The organism is Streptomyces sp. NPDC055749 (assembly GCF_053617235.1).
Window position 1 is genome coordinate 71,740 of the sequence record NZ_JBSHFH010000008.1, and the last position, 15,422, is coordinate 87,161.

At 70.6% G+C, this 15,422-nt stretch carries 15 protein-coding genes; 9 read left to right on the forward strand and 6 right to left on the reverse strand.

The window, feature by feature from the left end; translation table 11 throughout:
• Position 1: 1 nt before the first annotated feature.
• The 3 genes from ACWGO0_RS08260 to ACWGO0_RS08270 form a co-directional block, all read right to left on the reverse strand.
• Entirely contained in the window at positions 2–1,594 is a 1,593-nt protein-coding gene (locus ACWGO0_RS08260; RefSeq protein WP_453529891.1) for an ABC transporter substrate-binding protein, read from the reverse strand.
• Between the two features lie 288 nt (positions 1,595–1,882).
• Positions 1,883–1,966: a putative leader peptide gene (locus ACWGO0_RS08265; RefSeq protein WP_453530231.1), complete on the reverse strand. Its 84-nt coding sequence runs from the start codon at positions 1,964–1,966 to the stop codon at positions 1,883–1,885.
• A gap of 88 nt (positions 1,967–2,054) precedes the next feature.
• Positions 2,055–3,260 carry an ROK family protein gene (locus tag ACWGO0_RS08270; RefSeq protein ID WP_453529894.1) on the reverse strand — a complete coding sequence of 402 codons (1,206 nt, stop codon included), beginning with the start codon at positions 3,258–3,260 and terminating at the stop codon, positions 2,055–2,057.
• 550 nt (positions 3,261–3,810) lie between these two features.
• Here ACWGO0_RS08270 and ACWGO0_RS08275 point away from each other — a divergent pair.
• From ACWGO0_RS08275 to ACWGO0_RS08285, 3 genes are all read left to right on the forward strand, one after another.
• Positions 3,811–4,812: a TauD/TfdA dioxygenase family protein gene (locus ACWGO0_RS08275; RefSeq protein WP_453529897.1), complete on the forward strand. Its 1,002-nt coding sequence runs from the start codon at positions 3,811–3,813 to the stop codon at positions 4,810–4,812.
• On the forward strand, positions 4,809–6,269 hold the full coding sequence (locus ACWGO0_RS08280; RefSeq protein ID WP_453529900.1) for a sulfatase-like hydrolase/transferase: 1,461 nt from the start codon (positions 4,809–4,811) through the stop codon (positions 6,267–6,269). The genes ACWGO0_RS08275 and ACWGO0_RS08280 overlap by 4 nt, the downstream gene beginning before the upstream one ends.
• Positions 6,270–6,391: 122 nt before the next feature.
• On the forward strand, positions 6,392–7,087 hold the full coding sequence (locus ACWGO0_RS08285; RefSeq protein WP_453529903.1) for an alpha/beta hydrolase: 696 nt from the start codon (positions 6,392–6,394) through the stop codon (positions 7,085–7,087).
• Between the two features lie 10 nt (positions 7,088–7,097).
• Here ACWGO0_RS08285 and ACWGO0_RS08290 read toward each other — a convergent pair whose 3' ends face one another.
• Positions 7,098–7,760: a response regulator gene (locus ACWGO0_RS08290; protein WP_453529906.1), complete on the reverse strand. Its 663-nt coding sequence runs from the start codon at positions 7,758–7,760 to the stop codon at positions 7,098–7,100.
• Positions 7,757–8,884 (reverse strand): sensor histidine kinase, encoded by a 1,128-nt coding sequence (locus tag ACWGO0_RS08295; RefSeq protein ID WP_453529909.1) that lies wholly within the window; start codon positions 8,882–8,884, stop codon positions 7,757–7,759. The genes ACWGO0_RS08290 and ACWGO0_RS08295 overlap by 4 nt, the downstream gene beginning before the upstream one ends.
• A gap of 209 nt (positions 8,885–9,093) precedes the next feature.
• Here ACWGO0_RS08295 and ACWGO0_RS08300 point away from each other — a divergent pair, with 209 nt between their 5' ends.
• The 6 genes from ACWGO0_RS08300 (at position 9,094) to ACWGO0_RS08325 (ending at position 14,733) form a co-directional block, all read left to right on the forward strand.
• Positions 9,094–9,540, forward strand: a complete 447-nt coding sequence (locus ACWGO0_RS08300) for a DUF6223 family protein (RefSeq protein ID WP_453529912.1) — start codon at positions 9,094–9,096, stop codon at positions 9,538–9,540.
• Positions 9,541–9,580: 40 nt separating this feature from the next.
• Positions 9,581–10,408, forward strand: coding sequence for an MBL fold metallo-hydrolase (locus ACWGO0_RS08305; RefSeq protein ID WP_453529915.1), 828 nt, complete (start codon positions 9,581–9,583; stop codon positions 10,406–10,408).
• A gap of 34 nt (positions 10,409–10,442) precedes the next feature.
• Positions 10,443–10,997: a hypothetical protein gene (locus ACWGO0_RS08310; RefSeq protein WP_453529918.1), complete on the forward strand. Its 555-nt coding sequence runs from the start codon at positions 10,443–10,445 to the stop codon at positions 10,995–10,997.
• 140 nt (positions 10,998–11,137) lie between these two features.
• On the forward strand, positions 11,138–12,523 hold the full coding sequence (locus ACWGO0_RS08315; protein ID WP_453529921.1) for a rhodanese-like domain-containing protein: 1,386 nt from the start codon (positions 11,138–11,140) through the stop codon (positions 12,521–12,523).
• 163 nt (positions 12,524–12,686) lie between these two features.
• Positions 12,687–13,433, forward strand: coding sequence for a sulfite exporter TauE/SafE family protein (locus ACWGO0_RS08320; RefSeq protein WP_453529924.1), 747 nt, complete (start codon positions 12,687–12,689; stop codon positions 13,431–13,433).
• 109 nt (positions 13,434–13,542) lie between these two features.
• A complete protein-coding gene (locus tag ACWGO0_RS08325; protein WP_453529927.1) occupies positions 13,543–14,733 on the forward strand; it encodes an MFS transporter in 1,191 nt (396 codons plus the stop codon).
• Here ACWGO0_RS08325 and ACWGO0_RS08330 read toward each other — a convergent pair.
• On the reverse strand, positions 14,705–15,139 hold the full coding sequence (locus ACWGO0_RS08330; protein ID WP_453529930.1) for a DUF4267 domain-containing protein: 435 nt from the start codon (positions 15,137–15,139) through the stop codon (positions 14,705–14,707). The two genes, ACWGO0_RS08325 and ACWGO0_RS08330, sit on opposite strands and share 29 nt — an antisense overlap.
• Between the last annotated feature and the right edge of the window lie 283 nt (positions 15,140–15,422).

Consider the following 15,422-nt stretch of genomic DNA (forward strand, 5'->3'; position numbering starts at 1 on the left):
GTCACACCAGGTAGGCGTTGTCGAGGTTCAGGTACGAGAACTTGTTCAGGGTCACGCCGTGCAGCCGGTCGGCGGCGACCTGGACCTGCCCGCGGACGACGAGGTCGATGATGAACGCCTCGTCGAGCAGGATGCCGGAGATCTTCTCGTGCAGGGCGTTGGCCTCCGCAGGACTCGACTCGCGCTTCGTCCATGCCTCCCGTACGACCTGGGTGTACTCGGCCGAGCGGTACTTGGAGGTGTTCTTCGCCTCGTTGAACGGATAGGCGCTCACGGCGAGGGTGGAGGGCTGCACCTGGGAGAAGCCGTGCCCCATGGTCCACAGAGCCGGCATGCCCTGGGAGATGAGCTTCTTCTGCGCGGTGGCCGGGTCGGTGGGCTGGAGCGTGACGTGGATTCCCACCTGTTCCAGGTCGTACTGGAGCGCTTCGGCGATCGCGGTCTCACCGGGCAACGCCAGGTGCAGCAAAGGGAGTTCAAGCTTGCTGTGCCCTGCGGATTTCAGCAGTTCCCGGGCCTTGCCCGCGTCGTGGGTGTAGTGGGTGCGGTGGGCCTCGGAGAAGGCGGGCGAGGACTTGGGCCACGGGGCTGCGGAGGCCAGACCGTAGCCGCCGAGGGCCTGCGCGAGGATCCGGTCACGGTCGACGGCCCAGGCGATGGCCTGACGGACGGTGCGGTCGTCCAGCGGCTTGATGGTGGTGTTGACGCCGATGTAGACGGCACCGGAGCCCGTGTCGTAATCCGTGATGGTGAGCCGGGGCTCGCCCTTGACCGTAACGAGGCTCTTGCCCGGAACGTTGAAGGAGAGCTGGGACTGGCCGGAGCGCAGGGACGAGATCAGCGCGTCGGCCTGGGGTATCACCCGCAGTTCGACTCCGTCGAGGTAAGGGCGGCCGGGCTGCCAGTAGCTGTCGTGCCTCGTCAGGCTCAGACCGGAGCCGGGGCTCCACTTCTTGAGCTTGAACGGGCCGGTGCCGATCAGCTTCTTGCCGGTGACGGCGTCCTCGACCGACTCCGGATCGGTGATGATCATGAATTCGAAGAGGTCGAAGAGGTTGTTCACCGGATGTGAAAGCCTGAGCACCAGCTCGTGCTCACCGCGCTTCTCGAATCCGGTGATCGTGGCGGCGGTGCTGCGCAACTGGGCTGCACGTACAGGGTTCTGAAGGTTCTTCACCGCGAAGATCACGTCGTCTGATGTGAACTTCCGGCCGTTGTGGAAGGTGACGTCGTCGCGCAGCCGGAGCGTGATGCTGCGCCCGTCCTTCGCGTACGTCCAGGAGCTGGCCAGCTCCGGCTTCGGCCTGAGCCGCTCGTCGTACCTGGTCAGCGTGTTGTAGATCAGCCGGTGCTGGTAGGACTGCCCGCTCTGCGCGAACAGCAGGCCGGGCGTGAAGTCGCTGTTGATGGCGACGCTGAGAATTCCACCGCGCTTGGGCGCGGCACCGGCGCTCTTCGGTTCGGACGAGGGCTCCGAGACCGCCGAGCGGCAGCCCGCCAGGCCCAGTCCGAGAAGCAGGGTGCCGCCGCCTGCGGCGCGCAGGGTGGAGCGCCGGGTCGGTCCGGTGGACATGGAGGGGTGCAGCTCGGTCATCGAAAGCCTGCCTGTGACGGTGAGGGACGGTGAAATGCGCGCATTCGTGCATTGATTCCGCTGCGGTAGCAATTGAAAATGCAGGACGCGCGGCCGTGAGGGATCCGTGAGGGCGTGCGGGATCAGCACGAGGAGTGGAGAAGAGGAGAGGTGCCGGGCCGACGGATCAGGCCGGCACGCGGTACGGGGAACCGGGGCAGCGGTCCGGCGGGCGGCGTCGCTTCACGGATGCCGCGTCAGCGACGCGCTGCGGATACCCGGCCGGGCCCGTGGGGGATTCGGTCCGGGTCAGATGTGGACGGCACAGACCGCGCTGGCCTGTCGACAGAGGTCGACATGCCTGCGGGAGATGAGGCGCAAGTCCGGGTTCACGGGAGCAATATGACAGCGGCTTCGCCGGACGGTCAACCCGGTCTGTCCGGATCCTGGTACGAATCTTCCCCGCGCACCTTACGTACGGCTACTGGTCGAACGTTGCCAAAGGGCTCCTGAACAGCGGGTTCAGCAGAATTGTGCCCGCAGCGACGGGCAGCACCGCCGTCCCGGCATGCGGACTCACGATCCGCTCGGGGTCCCCGCAGACGTGCGACAGATCGACCGCGGCGCCCCGGATTTCTTCCAGGTACTCAGGGTTGACGAGGCTGGAGTGCTCCGTGACCACTACCAGATCGGGGTTGAGGACATCGAGCAGCAGGGCCACCGCCCGGCCGACCGCGCGCGCCCGCTCACGCAGCAGCCGGTCCGCGCGCCGGTCCCCGGCAGCCGCCGCGTCCACCACGAGGAACGCATCGGGCTCCGGCACGATCCCGCGCCGCACGGCCGTCAGCGCGACAGCCGTGTTGGAAGCCGTCGCCTCCAGACAGCCGGACCGCCCGCAGGGGCAGGGAGCCGTGGAGTCCGGTACGGGCAGATGTGCCACGTCCCCCGCACCCGACCCCGGCCCCTGGTGGACCACCCCGGCGATGCCCAGCGCGGCATCGACCACGTTGCCGACGAAGAGATGCACCAGACTGCGGCGCGCGGCGGGCCTCCCGAAGAGGATCTCGGACTGCGCGATGGCACGGGCGTGATTATCGATCCGCACCTCAAGTCCGCCGAGGCCACGGCCCAGTTCGGCGGCGAGCGGACGCTGGTGCCAGCCCAACGTGTCGTGGCGCACGGCCGTCCCAAGACCCGGATCCACCCAGCCGCCGAGTGCGGCACCAACACCCAGCAGGCGGCGGCCCCGGCCGGCATCGGCCAGAAACGCGCGCAGCCCGTCGAGGATCCGACGCGACAGATCCTCGGGGGCGATGCCGTCGTGCGGGAGCGCGCGGCGGGCCAGCAGCCGGCCGCGCAGGTCCAGCAGGCCGAACGTCGATCCGGGCACGCCGATGTGGACGCCGCCGGCCACCGGGCCTCCGGTCTCCCCGGTGTGCAGGTCCACCGGGATCTGAGGTCTGCCCACACCGGTGCTCTCCACCAGCTCGGGCAACTCCCGTACCAGGCCCAGGCGGACGAGGTCGGTGCACTGACGTGAGACGGCGGCCGGGCTCAGACCGGACAGTTCCGCGATCGACCGGCGGGCTACGGGCCCGTGATCGAGCACCGTACGGAGCACCGTGGCGGCGTTGGCCTCACGCCGGCCGTCACCGGTCGTCCGGGAGATCTGCGGGGCGACTGTCATGGAGGCGATCCTTCGGTCCTGCGACACGGAGCGGTCGCAACGTTACGGCGGCGTGAAATCGCACCGGGCCTCGCGCCCGGCTCCGGGGCAGGGCGTTCACCCCGTGCCGGTGGACATGTAAAACCGCTGTTCAGAGCCGTTCTTACGGTGCAGTGGCGCACGGGCACGGGCCTGGCGCAAGCGCCGATTGAACCACTGCGGGGCACCGCCCGGGGAGGGGACGCGTGCTTGACGTACGCCGAGGAGCGCTGGAAGTCTCCGGGACATGTTCGCGCCGGCCGTTCCCGATGCGCGGCCCGCCCGCGCCGGCCGTCCCGCAATGTCTCCGGCGTGTCCGGGCCGCTGCTGTCCTGCTGCCTGACACTCCGTTCCGGCCTCACCGCCTGACCGTCTCGCAGGTCCGGGAGCCTTACCGCCCCTGACATCCGGCAGCCTCACCCCCCACACACACGCCACCGTCACGCACTCACTCCCGGCTCCCGCTCGGCCCAATTACTTCCGCTCCGAGATTAATTGCCAGCGACCCTGGCTTCCGAAGGGAATCCCCATCATGTCGACAACAGCCACCGCTCCCGCCTCCACCGTCACCGTCGAGAAGGTCGGCGGCCGAATCGGCGCCGTGATCTCCGGCGTCCGCCTCGGCGGAGACCTCGACCCCGGGACCGTCGCGGCCGTCCGGGCCGCACTGCTGGCCAACAAGGTCGTCTTCTTCCGCGGCCAGGACCACCTGGACGAGGACAGCCACGAGGCGTTCGGCCGCCTGCTCGGCACGCCGGTCGCCCACCCCACCGTCCCCTCCGCGGACGGCCGTTACTCCCTCGGCATCGACTCCGACCACGGGGGCCGGGCCAACCAGTGGCACACCGACGTCACCTTCGTACCGGCCTACCCGGCCTTCTCGATCCTGCGCGCCGTCGTCATCCCGCCGTACGGCGGCAACACGCTCTGGGCCAACACCGCGACGGCTTACTCCGGGCTCCCTGAACCGCTGCGCGTCCTCGCCGACAGCCTGCGCGCCGTCCACTCCAACGACTACGACTACGTGGCTCTGCGCCCCGAGGCGCGGCCGGAGGCGCTCGCCCAGTACCAGAAGGTGTTCACCTCGACGAAGTTCCTCACCGAGCACCCGGTGGTGCGCGTTCACCCGGAGACCGGCGAACGCACCCTGCTTCTCGGCAACTTCGTCCAGCGCATCAGCAAACTGACCGGCCGCGACTCGCGTGCCCTCCTCGACCTGTTCCAGTCGCACATCGAGCGCCCGGAGAACACCGTGCGCTGGCAGTGGCAGACCGGCGACGTCGCCATCTGGGACAACCGCGCCACCCAGCACTACGGCGTGGACGACTCCGACGCCCATGAGCGCAAGCTCCGCCGTGTCACCATCGACGGCGACATCCCGGTCGGTGTCGACGGCCGCTCCTCCACCCTCATCAGCCCCGAGGAGGTGCCCGACCCGGCCTTCGGCATCGCCTCCGGCGCCTCGGTGGCTACGGATGCCCCGGCGGCTCCGGACGCTCCGGCGGCTCCGGCGGCCGAGAAGGCCGACGCGTGAGCAGGCACTCCGACCCGGTGGGCGGCACCCACGTCCCGCCCACCGGGGCAGCACCTCCACAGGTCATCGTGGTCCTCACCGACCAGCAACGGTGGGACACGACCGGAGCGCACGGCAACCCCGCAGGCGTGACTCCCGAATTCGACCGGATCGCCCGCGAAGGCACCCTGTTCGAGCAGACGATCACGTCCAACCCGGTGTGCGCTCCGGCCCGTTCGGCTCTCCAGACAGGCCGCTTCCCCACCGCCACAGGCGTGTTCCGCAACGGGCTGCCGCTCCCGCAGGACATCCCCACGCTCGCGGGTGAGTTCGGTGCGGCGGGATACGTGACCGGCTACATCGGCAAGTGGCACCTGGCGGGCGACGACGGACCGGACGGGCCGGTGCCGCCCGCCCGCCGGGGCGGCTACGAGAAGTGGCTCGCATCGGACCGGCTCGAATTCACCTCGGACGCCTACCGCACGGTGGTGTACGACGAGGACGGCGAACCGGTCCGGCTCCCCGGCTACCGCTCCGACGCACTGTTCGACGCGGCCATCCGGTTCGTGGCCGACCACCACGACCGTCCGTATCTCCTCTTCCTGTCCCTGCTGGAGCCGCACCACCAGAACCCCACCGACGACTACCCGGCCCCGACGGGCTACCGCGAGCGGTACGAGGGAACCTGGCTGCCACCCGACCTGGCCGCACTCGCACCGGGCGCTCCGCAAGGTGGTGCCCATCGCCACCTTGCCGGATACCTCGGCCAGATCAAGCGGGTGGACGAGGGGGTGGGCAGGCTGCGCGACGCGTTGCGGAGTCTGGGGACCGAGGAGAACACGGTGCTGGCGTGGACAGCGGATCACGGCTCCCACTTCCGTACCCGCAACAGCGAGTACAAACGCTCGGCGCACGACGCGTCCGTTCGCGTACCGCTCGCCCTCACCGGGCCCGGCTTCACCGGCGGAGGGCTCGTCCGGCAGCCGGTCGGAACGGTCGACCTGATGCCGACACTCCTGTCGGCCGCGGGCATCGCGGTACCCGACGGCGTACAGGGACGCTCCCTGCTGCCGCTGACCGGCGGGGGCCGCGATCCAGGCCGGCCCGCCTCCGTGTTCGTCCAGATCAGCGAGGACCGGGTGGGCCGCGCGGTACGCACCTCCCGGTGGAAGTACGCGGTGGAGGCGCCGGAGGCGGACGCCTGGAACGACCCGGACGCCGACCGCTACACCGAGACCGAGCTGTACGACCTGGCAGCCGATCCGTACGAGCTGGACAACCTCGCCGGGCTCACCTCGCACCGAGCGGTCGCCGACAAGCTGCGCCAGGAACTGCTGGAGTGGCTGGAGCGAGCCGAGAGCGCGAAGCCCCGGATAGAACGGGCCGCCCCGCGCCCGGCCGGCCAACGCCGCGCGGAATCGTTCCCCGCGGACACACCTTGGGAGGGGGTACGCCTCGGCCACCGCCCCGGACCCTGACGGCGGCGCGTCATCCGCATGGCCCGCGCCGTCACTCGCCTGCTGCGCAGAGCGCGCGGGGCGGTCCGGGCTCACCAACGCTGAGGCCAGGCCATACCCCTCACGCAGAACGGTGCAAGATCATGGCAGACAAGCCCTCAATCGTCCTGGTACACGGATTCTGGGGTGGCGCCGCCCACTGGGCCAAGGTCATCGTCGAGCTGCGCAACCGCGGCTACGACAAGCTCCACGCGGTGGAGAACCCGCTGACCTCCCTGGCCGACGACGCGGAACGTACACGCAAGATGGTCGAACAGATCGACGGCCCCGTCCTGCTCGTCGGCCACTCCTACGGTGGCGCGGTCATCACCGAGGCCGGCGACCTGCCGAACGTCATCGGCCTCGTCTACATCGCCGCGTTCGCACCCGACGCGGGGGAGTCCCCCGGACAGATCAGCCAGGAACTGGCGCCCGCGGCGATCGAGAACCTGGCACCCGACTCCGACGGCTACCTGTGGATCAAGCCCGAAAAGTTCCACGAGAGCTTCGCCCAGGACCTGACCCCCGACGAGGGACTCGTCATGGCCGTCACCCAGAAGGCTCCCCTGGCCTCCACCTTCGGAGACAACGTCACGGCCCCGGCCTGGCGCAACAAGCCCACCTGGTACCAGGTTTCCACCCAGGACCGCATGATCAACCCTGACAACGAACGCCGCATGGCCCAGCGCATGAACCCCCGGGGAATCATCGAACTCGACGCCAGCCATGCGTCATTGGCCTCCCAGCCGACCGCGGTCACCGACCTGATCATTACCGCTGCCACCGAACTGGCAGGCTAGCGAACGGGGGTCAGCGGCTCTGCGGGACGACAAGGCCGGATTCGTAGGCGAGAACGACGAGTTGGGCACGGTCGCGGGCATGGAGCTTGGTCATGGCCCGGTTGATGTGGGTCTTCGCGGTCAGCGGGCTGATCACCATGCGGTCGGCGATCCCGTCGTTGGACAGGCCCTGGGCGACCAGGGCAACTGCCTCGCGCTCGCGGCCGGTCAGCTCCTCCAGCCCCGTGGCGGAGGCCGGACGGGGCGGCTGCGCGACGTACCGGCTGATCAGCTTGCGAGTGATCGACGGAGCGAGCAGGGCGTCGCCGCGCGCCGCGACACGAACGGAGTGCAGGAGGTCTTCCGGCACGATGTCCTTGACCAGGAATCCTGCGGCCCCGGCCCGCAGAGCGTTGAAGACGTACTCGTCGAAGCCGTAGTTCGTCAGGATGACGACGTGCACCGCGGCCAGGGCCGGATCTGCGGCGATGAGCCGGGTCGTCTCGATCCCGTCCAGGACCGGCATCTGGATGTCGATCAGCGCGACATCGGGCAGGTGCTCCTTCGCCAGAGCCAGTCCCTGCTCCCCGTCACCTGCCTCGGCCACCACCTCGATGTCGTCCTCCAGGTCCAGGAGCGCGCGAAATCCGCTGCGCAGCAGGGGCTGGTCGTCGACCAGCAGGACACGGATCACGACGACCGGTCCACGGGGAGTTCCGCCTGGACGGTGAAGCCGCCCTCGACACGAGGCTCCGCACGCAGGCGGCCGCCGAGAGCGGTGACGCGTTCGCGCATCCCGAGCAGTCCGACGCCGGGTGCCGAAGGGGTGGCAGGCGTGGCGCCGCCGCCGTCGTCATCGACCCTTACGGTGAGGGCGTCCGGACCGTAATCGATCCGTATCGACGCGGTCGTCGCGGCGGCGTGACGGGCGATGTTGGTCAGCGACTCCTGCACGATCCGGTAGACGGTACGGTCCACCGCGGCCGGCATGTCGTGCCGTGACCCCTCGATCGTCAGCGCCGCGTCGAGGCCGGTCATCCGGGCCCGCTCCACCAACTCCGGAACGTCGTCGAGGCCACGCGGCGGGGTCTTGTCGTCGTCACGAAGCGCCTCCAGCGTCGCTCGCAACTCCCGGGTCGCCTCACGGCCGGCCTGCTGGATCGCCAGCAGGGACTCCGGCACCTGTTCGCCACGTCTGCGGGCCACATGGACGGCGACTTCGGACTGCACCTTGATGATCGAGATCTGGTGGACGAGGGAGTCGTGCAGCTCACGCGCGATGTGCAGCCGTTCCTCGTCGGCGCGGCGCCGCGCGGTCTCCTCCCGGGTACGTTCGGCTTCGTCCGCCCGCCGTTCGGCCTGCCGCAGCGCCTCGCCCGCCGCGCCGGCCGCGACCAGCCAAGCCAGCTCCAGCGCGCCCCGCGCCTGCGCGAACGCCTCGCTCGTGTCGTGCAGGGAAACCAGGGCCGCGAGCGGGAGAGCGGCCAGCATCGTCACGCTCGCCGCGACCGTGGCGCGGCGGTGTCCCGCCCGCACAGCGGCGTACACCGCGAACAGGAACGCGACGACCGCCACGTCGAAACCGGCCCCCTGATACCCCACCGCGCACAGCCCGGTGACGGCCAGTACGAGAACCGGAGCCCGACGTCGCGCGGCCAGCGCCAGACCGCCGGCCACCAGCAGGGCGTAGCCGATCAGGTCGAGGTTCGTGGCGGAGTGCTGCGCCGACAGACCGGTGACCAGCAGCGCAGCTGCCACGCCGACGGCGATCACCCAGTCCGTGACGCCTGCCGGGATACGGGGCCGTCCTGTGCTCATGCGCGCACCCTAGCCCGTTGCCGCTGCCGGGGGAGTCCGGCCGGGGGACGAGCGGTCGCCTACCGCGCGCGCAGTAGGTCCGCGGCACCTGCGGCGTCCGCAGCAGCGCGAAGTGAGTCCGTACGCAGGACGACCGGCGGAGCGTCCGACGACATGATCGGGCAATGGCCCAACCCACGACAGGGCAGACAGGAAAAGAGGAGAGAGACATGAGCTCATCACGAACCATTGCGCCGGTCCGGCGTGTACTGGCCGCGGCCGGAGCCGCCTCGCTGGGAGTGTTCGTGCTCGCCGCACCGGCAGCCGCGCACACCTCCGTCGCCGCCGGCGGAATAGGCAGCGGTTCAGGGCGAGTCGGGGCCGTCGTGGCCGCTGTGGTGGCGTTGACCGGCATGGTGATCGGCGGGCTGGCTCTGGCCCGCACCGCCGGTCGTATCGGCGCAGGCACCTACGCCGGTTCGGGGCGGGACGGGGCCGTCGTGGCCATGGTGCTGGGGCTGCTGGGCGTGATCCTCGCCGGTCTGCATCTGGCCACCTCCACCGGCGGTCTCGGCACCGGCAACGGACGGGCCGGGGCGATCGTGGCCGCGGTGCTCGGGCTGATCGGCCTGGCCCTTGGCAGGATGACCCTGACGCGCTCCCGCCGCGTGAGCTGACGCCTCATAATGACCGCCGTCGACACATGGGGGAGTGGGTGTGAGGGACCAGCAGGGACAGGTGGTGGCGCTGCTCGACGCCGCCGGAACGTTCTTCAAGCCGGCTCGGCAAGCGTTCCCGGGCGCGAGCGAGGCGGACTGGGTACGGGCAGCCGCCCTCGATCCGGACGCGGTGGGGCCCGATGGTGCCTGGCGGCTGTCCTTCTGGTGCTTCGCGATCGCGCGGCCGGGCGGACGCTGGGTACTGGTCGACGCGGGGGTCGGGCCGGCCGAAAGCCCGGCAGCACCGTGGTGCCCGGTGCCGGGACGTCTGCCCGAAGTCCTCACCGAGGCCGGTATCGCAGCAGCGGACGTGGAAGCGGTCGTGCTGACCCACCTGCACGAGGACCACGTGGGCTGGTCGTTGCGAGCAGCCGGTGAACCGTTCTTTCCCCAGGCCCGCTACATCGTCCAGCGCAGCGAGACCGAGGCCCTGGACCGTACGGATCCGGTGTGGGACTGGGTGGTTGAGCCCTTGAGGGCCGGTGGCCAACTGCACGAGGTGGCAGGGCAGCACCGGCTCGGGGAGGGGCTGACCCTGCTGCCCACACCGGGGCACACGCCTGGTCACCAGTCGGTGCTGGTCGAACAGCCCGGGGGCCGCGATGTGATCGTCACCGGGGACGCGCTGGTGCATGCCGTCCAGTGGGGCAACCCGGCAGTCGCCTATGCCCACGAACGCGACCCGGACACGGCCCGCGCCTCGCGCACGGCCCTTCTGGCGACTGCGGCACAGCGCAGCGCTCTTCTGGCAACAGCCCACCTGAGCCGCCCATTTGTGGCGCCTGACAGTGGACGCGGGGCTCCGCAGGCCGGAAGCTTGGCCTGACACGCCGTGCAGGCAAGGGGAGCCGGGGGGACGCATGAAGCGCAGTACGGGGCAGGCGGCGACCGGAGCGATCCTCATGGCCGTCGCGCTCCTGCTGGCAGGGTGCGGAAGCGACGGCGGGGACGCCTCCAAGAGCCCGCCCGGCCCCTCGCGCAGCAGCACCGCCCCGGGTGACAGCACCTCCACACCACAGGCGTCTCCTTCCCCGTCCCCCTCCTCCATATCTCCAGCACCCGCCCCCGCTCCCGCGGACGAACTGCTCGTCGCCGCGACCGTCAGCGGAGGAATCGACGGCCGGCACCAGAGCATGCTCATCAACGGCGACGGGTCGTACACGACGCTTTCCCTCGGGAAGGACCGAGGGAAGGGGCAGATGGAGCCCGCCGAGCTCACCTCCCTGCGCACCGCCCTGGCCGATGCGGACTTCGCGAAACTGCCCCGCATCAACCTCCGTGAGCAACCCGTTCCCGACGGGCTCACCACCGCCGTCATCTACCAGGGCCACGAGGTAGTGACGGACGGCTCGACGCCGATCCCGGAGCTGGACCGGGTCATCGCGGCACTGCCGCCGATGGACGCCGGGCGCTGACCGCGCGGTCGGAACCCGGTCGTACAGCTCCCGCAGCCGGTGGCCGTGCCGCAAACCCCTCATTTAATACCCCCGGGGGTATCCCTGTTATCGTGGACGACAGATACCCCGGGGGGTAAAAGCTTTCGAGGGAGAGTGCCGTGTTCTTTGCCGATGTCCTGGAGACCGAAGGTCTGGGCAACCGCAGCTACCTGACCGGGGGAGCCCGTGCGGCAGTGGCCGTGGACCCGCCCAGGGACATCGACCGTGTGATCGCCGCCGCGGCGGCACGAGGTGTGCGGATCGTCGCGGTCGCCGAGACGCACGTGCACAACGACTACGTGACCGGCGGCCTTGAACTGGCCCGTCTGACAGGTGCGCGATACCTGGTCCCCGCCGGTGCGTCGGTCGCGTACGAACGAGTGCCGGTGGCCGACGGCGACATCGAGCCGATCGAGGACGGCATCGAGCTCAAAGCGGTCGCGACGCCCGGGCATACGCCGCATCACACCTCGTACATCCTTCGGGAGAGCGGGCAGGCGGTCGCCGCGTTCACCGGTGGTTCGCTGCTGATCGGCAGCGTGGGGCGCCCCGACCTGGTGGAGCCCCGGCTCACCGCGCAACTGGCACGCGCGCAGCACGCCTCCGCGCACCGGCTCGCAGCCGAGCTGGACGACGCGGTGGCGGTCATGCCGACGCATGGCTTCGGCAGCTTCTGTTCCTCCTCGCAGTCCGGCGGTGAGCACAGCACCATCGGCGCGGAGAAGGCGTCGAATCCCGCGCTGGTCCAGGACGTGGAGACGTTCGTGGCCGACCTGCTCGCCGGTCTGGACGACGTGCCCGCCTACTACGCGCACATGGGACCGGCCAACGCCGCGGGCCCCGCGCCGCTGGACCTGACCGCGCCGCGGCCGGCCGACGCCGGCGAGATCGCGCGCCGGCTGGCCGCCGGTGAATGGGTCGTCGACCTGCGCAACCGTGTCGCGTTCGCCGAGGGGCATGTCTCCGGGGCGTTCAACTTCGAGATCGAGGGTCAACTGGCGACGTACCTGGCGTGGATGATCCCGTGGGGCAAGCCCGTCACGCTCCTGGCGCAGAGCGCCGAGGACATCACCCGGGCCCAGCGGGAGCTGGCCCTCGTGGGCATCGACCGCCCGGCCGCCGCAGCCGTCGGCGGGCCGTCGGACTGGGGCGCGCAGGGGGAGACGCTCGCGTCGTTCCCGTGTGCGACCTTCGCCGACCTTGCTGCCGCGCGAGCGCGGGCATGGTCGCGGGGCGAGCGGCTGGTGGTCCTGGATGTGCGCCGGGACGGCGAACGGGCGGGCGGCTGGATCGAGGGCAGTGTCCACATTCCCATTCACCTGATTCACCAGCGCCTGGACGACGTGCCCGCGGGCACGGTGTGGGTCCATTGCGCCGGCGGGATGCGCGCGGCCATCGCCGCCTCGGTACTGGACGCCGCCGGACGTGACGTGGTCGCCGTGGACGACGGCTTCGCCGCCGCCGAAAGCGCGGGCCTGACACTTCTCACCCCCGACCAGCGCTGACAGCACCGACCCCGCAGCCGGGCCAGTCCTCCCCTCCCCGGCGTGCGGGAGCACGTAAGGAACGCACGATGACTCTCTCCCGGCACGTAGCCGGCCGCATGCCCGCCCGGAGCACGGCGGGCCTCACCGTCCAGGACGCGCACGGCGCGGCGGGCGCCGTCATATGACCGTGTTCCTGCTGGCGCTGGCCGCCGGAGCCCTGGTCGGCCTGGCGCTCGGCTCGCTGGGCGCCGGAGGAAGCATCCTCACCGTCCCCGCCCTGATCTACCTGCTCGGCTTCAGCCCGGCAGAGGCGACCACGGCCGCCCTGATCATCGTCGTCGTCACCTCGCTGACCGCACTCTTGGCCCACGCGCGTGCGGGAGCGGTGAGGTGGCGCGCGGGACTGCTGTTCGCGGCCGCGGGTATCCTCCCCGCAGCCGCTGCGGGACTGCTGTCCGTGCACATCCCCGCCACGGCGCTCACGCTCGCCTTCGCCGGCCTTGCCGTGCTCGCTTCGGTGCGCATGCTGCACCACAAGACCACCACGGCAGGTGCCGGAACGGTGTCCGCGGGGCGTGCGGCAGGAGCCGGCGCCGGGCTGGGCGCGGTCACCGGATTCCTCGGAGTCGGCGGCGGCTTCCTCGCCGTTCCGGCGCTCGTGGCCGTGCTCGCCGTGCCGATGAGCGCGGCCGTGGGAACGAGTCTGCTGGTCATCATCGCCAACGCGCTGGTCGCCCTCGCCGCCCGGGCGGCGACCGACGTCACCCTTGACTGGGCCCTGATCATGCCCTTCATCGCGACGGCCGTCCTGGGCGCCTGGGACGGCAAGCGCCTCGCCGCGAAGTTCTCCCCGAGCACACTCCAACGCGCCTTCGGCGGCCTGCTGCTGGCCGTCGCTGTGACGATGGGCGTCGGCGCGGTGCGGTGAAGCGCAGGCGGGGGATGCCCCCGACGGCTCGTTCGGCCCTCCCGCACCGACCCGGCGTGTCGGGCACGCCGCGTCGGTGTGCGGCGGCTCGCGGGTTACGGTCGGCGGCATGGACGGTGATCGCCGACGGTGGCGCCAGTGTTTGCTCGCCGGGGCCGTGTTCGCCGTGTGTATGGCGGGCACCACGCTGCCGACCCCCCTCTACGGCCTCTACCAGGAGAAGTTCGGGTTCTCCGAACTGATGGTCACCGTCGTGTACGCGGTGTACGCCTTCGGGGTCATCGGCGTGCTCCTCCTGTCGGGCAACGCCTCCGATGCCCTGGGCAGGCGGCCGGTGCTGCTGGCGGGACTGGGGTTCGCCGCGGCGAGCGCCGTCTGCTTCCTGTGCGCCACCGGGCTGGAGTGGCTGTATGCGGGGCGCCTGCTGTCGGGGCTGTCCGCCGGCCTGTTCACCGGTGCGGCCACGGTGTACGTCATGGAGCTGGCGCAGCACGGCGGCAGCTCCCGGGCCACGTTCGTGGCGACCGCCGCCAACATGGGCGGCCTGGGTTGCGGGCCGCTGCTCGCCGGAGTGCTCGCGCAGTACGCCGCCTGGCCGCTGTACCTGCCGTTCGTCGTGCACCTCGCGCTGGTGGCCCTTTCGGCAGCGGTTCTGCTGCGGCTGCCGGAGACCGTACGCGAGCGCCGGCCGCTGAGCACCGTACGGCCTCAGAAGCCCGGACTGCCCGCCCAGGTGCGGGCGGTGTTCGCGCCCGCGGCGATCGCCTCCTTCGTGGGGTTCGCTCTGTTCGGGGTGTTCACGTCGGTCAGCCCCGCGTTCCTGAAGCAGTCGCTGGACGTGGACAACCACGCCGTGAGCGGCCTGGTCGTCGCGCTCGCCTTCTTCGCCTCGACCGCAGGACAGCTGGCGGTCGGCCGGGCCGGGACGGCGCGTTCGCTGCCGCTGGGCTGCGCCGGGCTCCTCGCCGGTCTTGCACTGCTCGCGGGCGCGCTGAGGTGGGACCTGCTCGTACTGGTGGTGCTGAGCGCGCTCGTCGGCGGGTGCGGGCAGGGGCTGGCATTTCGGGGAGCGCTGTCCGCGGTCGCCGAGGCGTCTCCTCCGGATCACCGCGCCTCAGTCGTATCGACGCTGTTCGTCGTTGCGTACGCGGGCATCTCCGTGCCGGTGATCGGCGTGGGCGTGCTGTCGGGCCCGATCGGCCTGGAGGGTGCTGGGCTGGTGTTCATCGCGTGCATGGCGGCCCTGGTTTCGGCCGCCGGTGTCTATCTGCTCAGGAGGCCGATCCGGGCGAGGGCGTGAGCGCCCGTACGGACATCGTCCGCGTGCTGCCCTCGGTGAGGAGCATGACGGCGGTGAGTACGACGACGGCGGCGGCCGACACGTGAACGGTCAGCGCCGTGGTCACCGTGCCGCCGTGGGTGACGACCGCGAGCGCGTCACCGAGCGGGGTGACGGCGTTGATGAGGACCACCCAGCCGAGGGTTCGCCGCTGCCCGAGTGCGAGAAGCAGGAACACGGTGGACGACACGGCGATGTCGCGTACGCCCTTCACGACGAAGTAGCCGTCGGCGTTGCCCTCCGGCCAGGGGGTGATTCCGAAACCGGCGGGCGCGCCGCCGGGGTTCAGCAGGAAGTTCAGCCCGAAGAACAGAACCGCGACGCCGGTCAGTACGGCAAGGACGGTGGTGATGTGACGCCTCTTCATGGATCCCCCAGAGGAATGCGGAGCCTGCGGCCTGCAATGTTCTAGCGTTGCTAGATGTGAGAGTGATGCTATGGCTAGTGCTGCGTGAATGTCTAGCGATGCTAGAAGTTATGTAGGGCGGTATCTACGAGAGGCCCGCGCCTCCCACCCCGCCCCGAGCGCGGGGCTCGACTCTCAGCCCTGCCACGGCCGGCGATGCCGAGGCGAGTCGCACACCGGTCGGAAGCGGGCCCGACCACCGATCGATCGCGGCGAAGGTCTGTCGAAGAACCCGCCCATCACG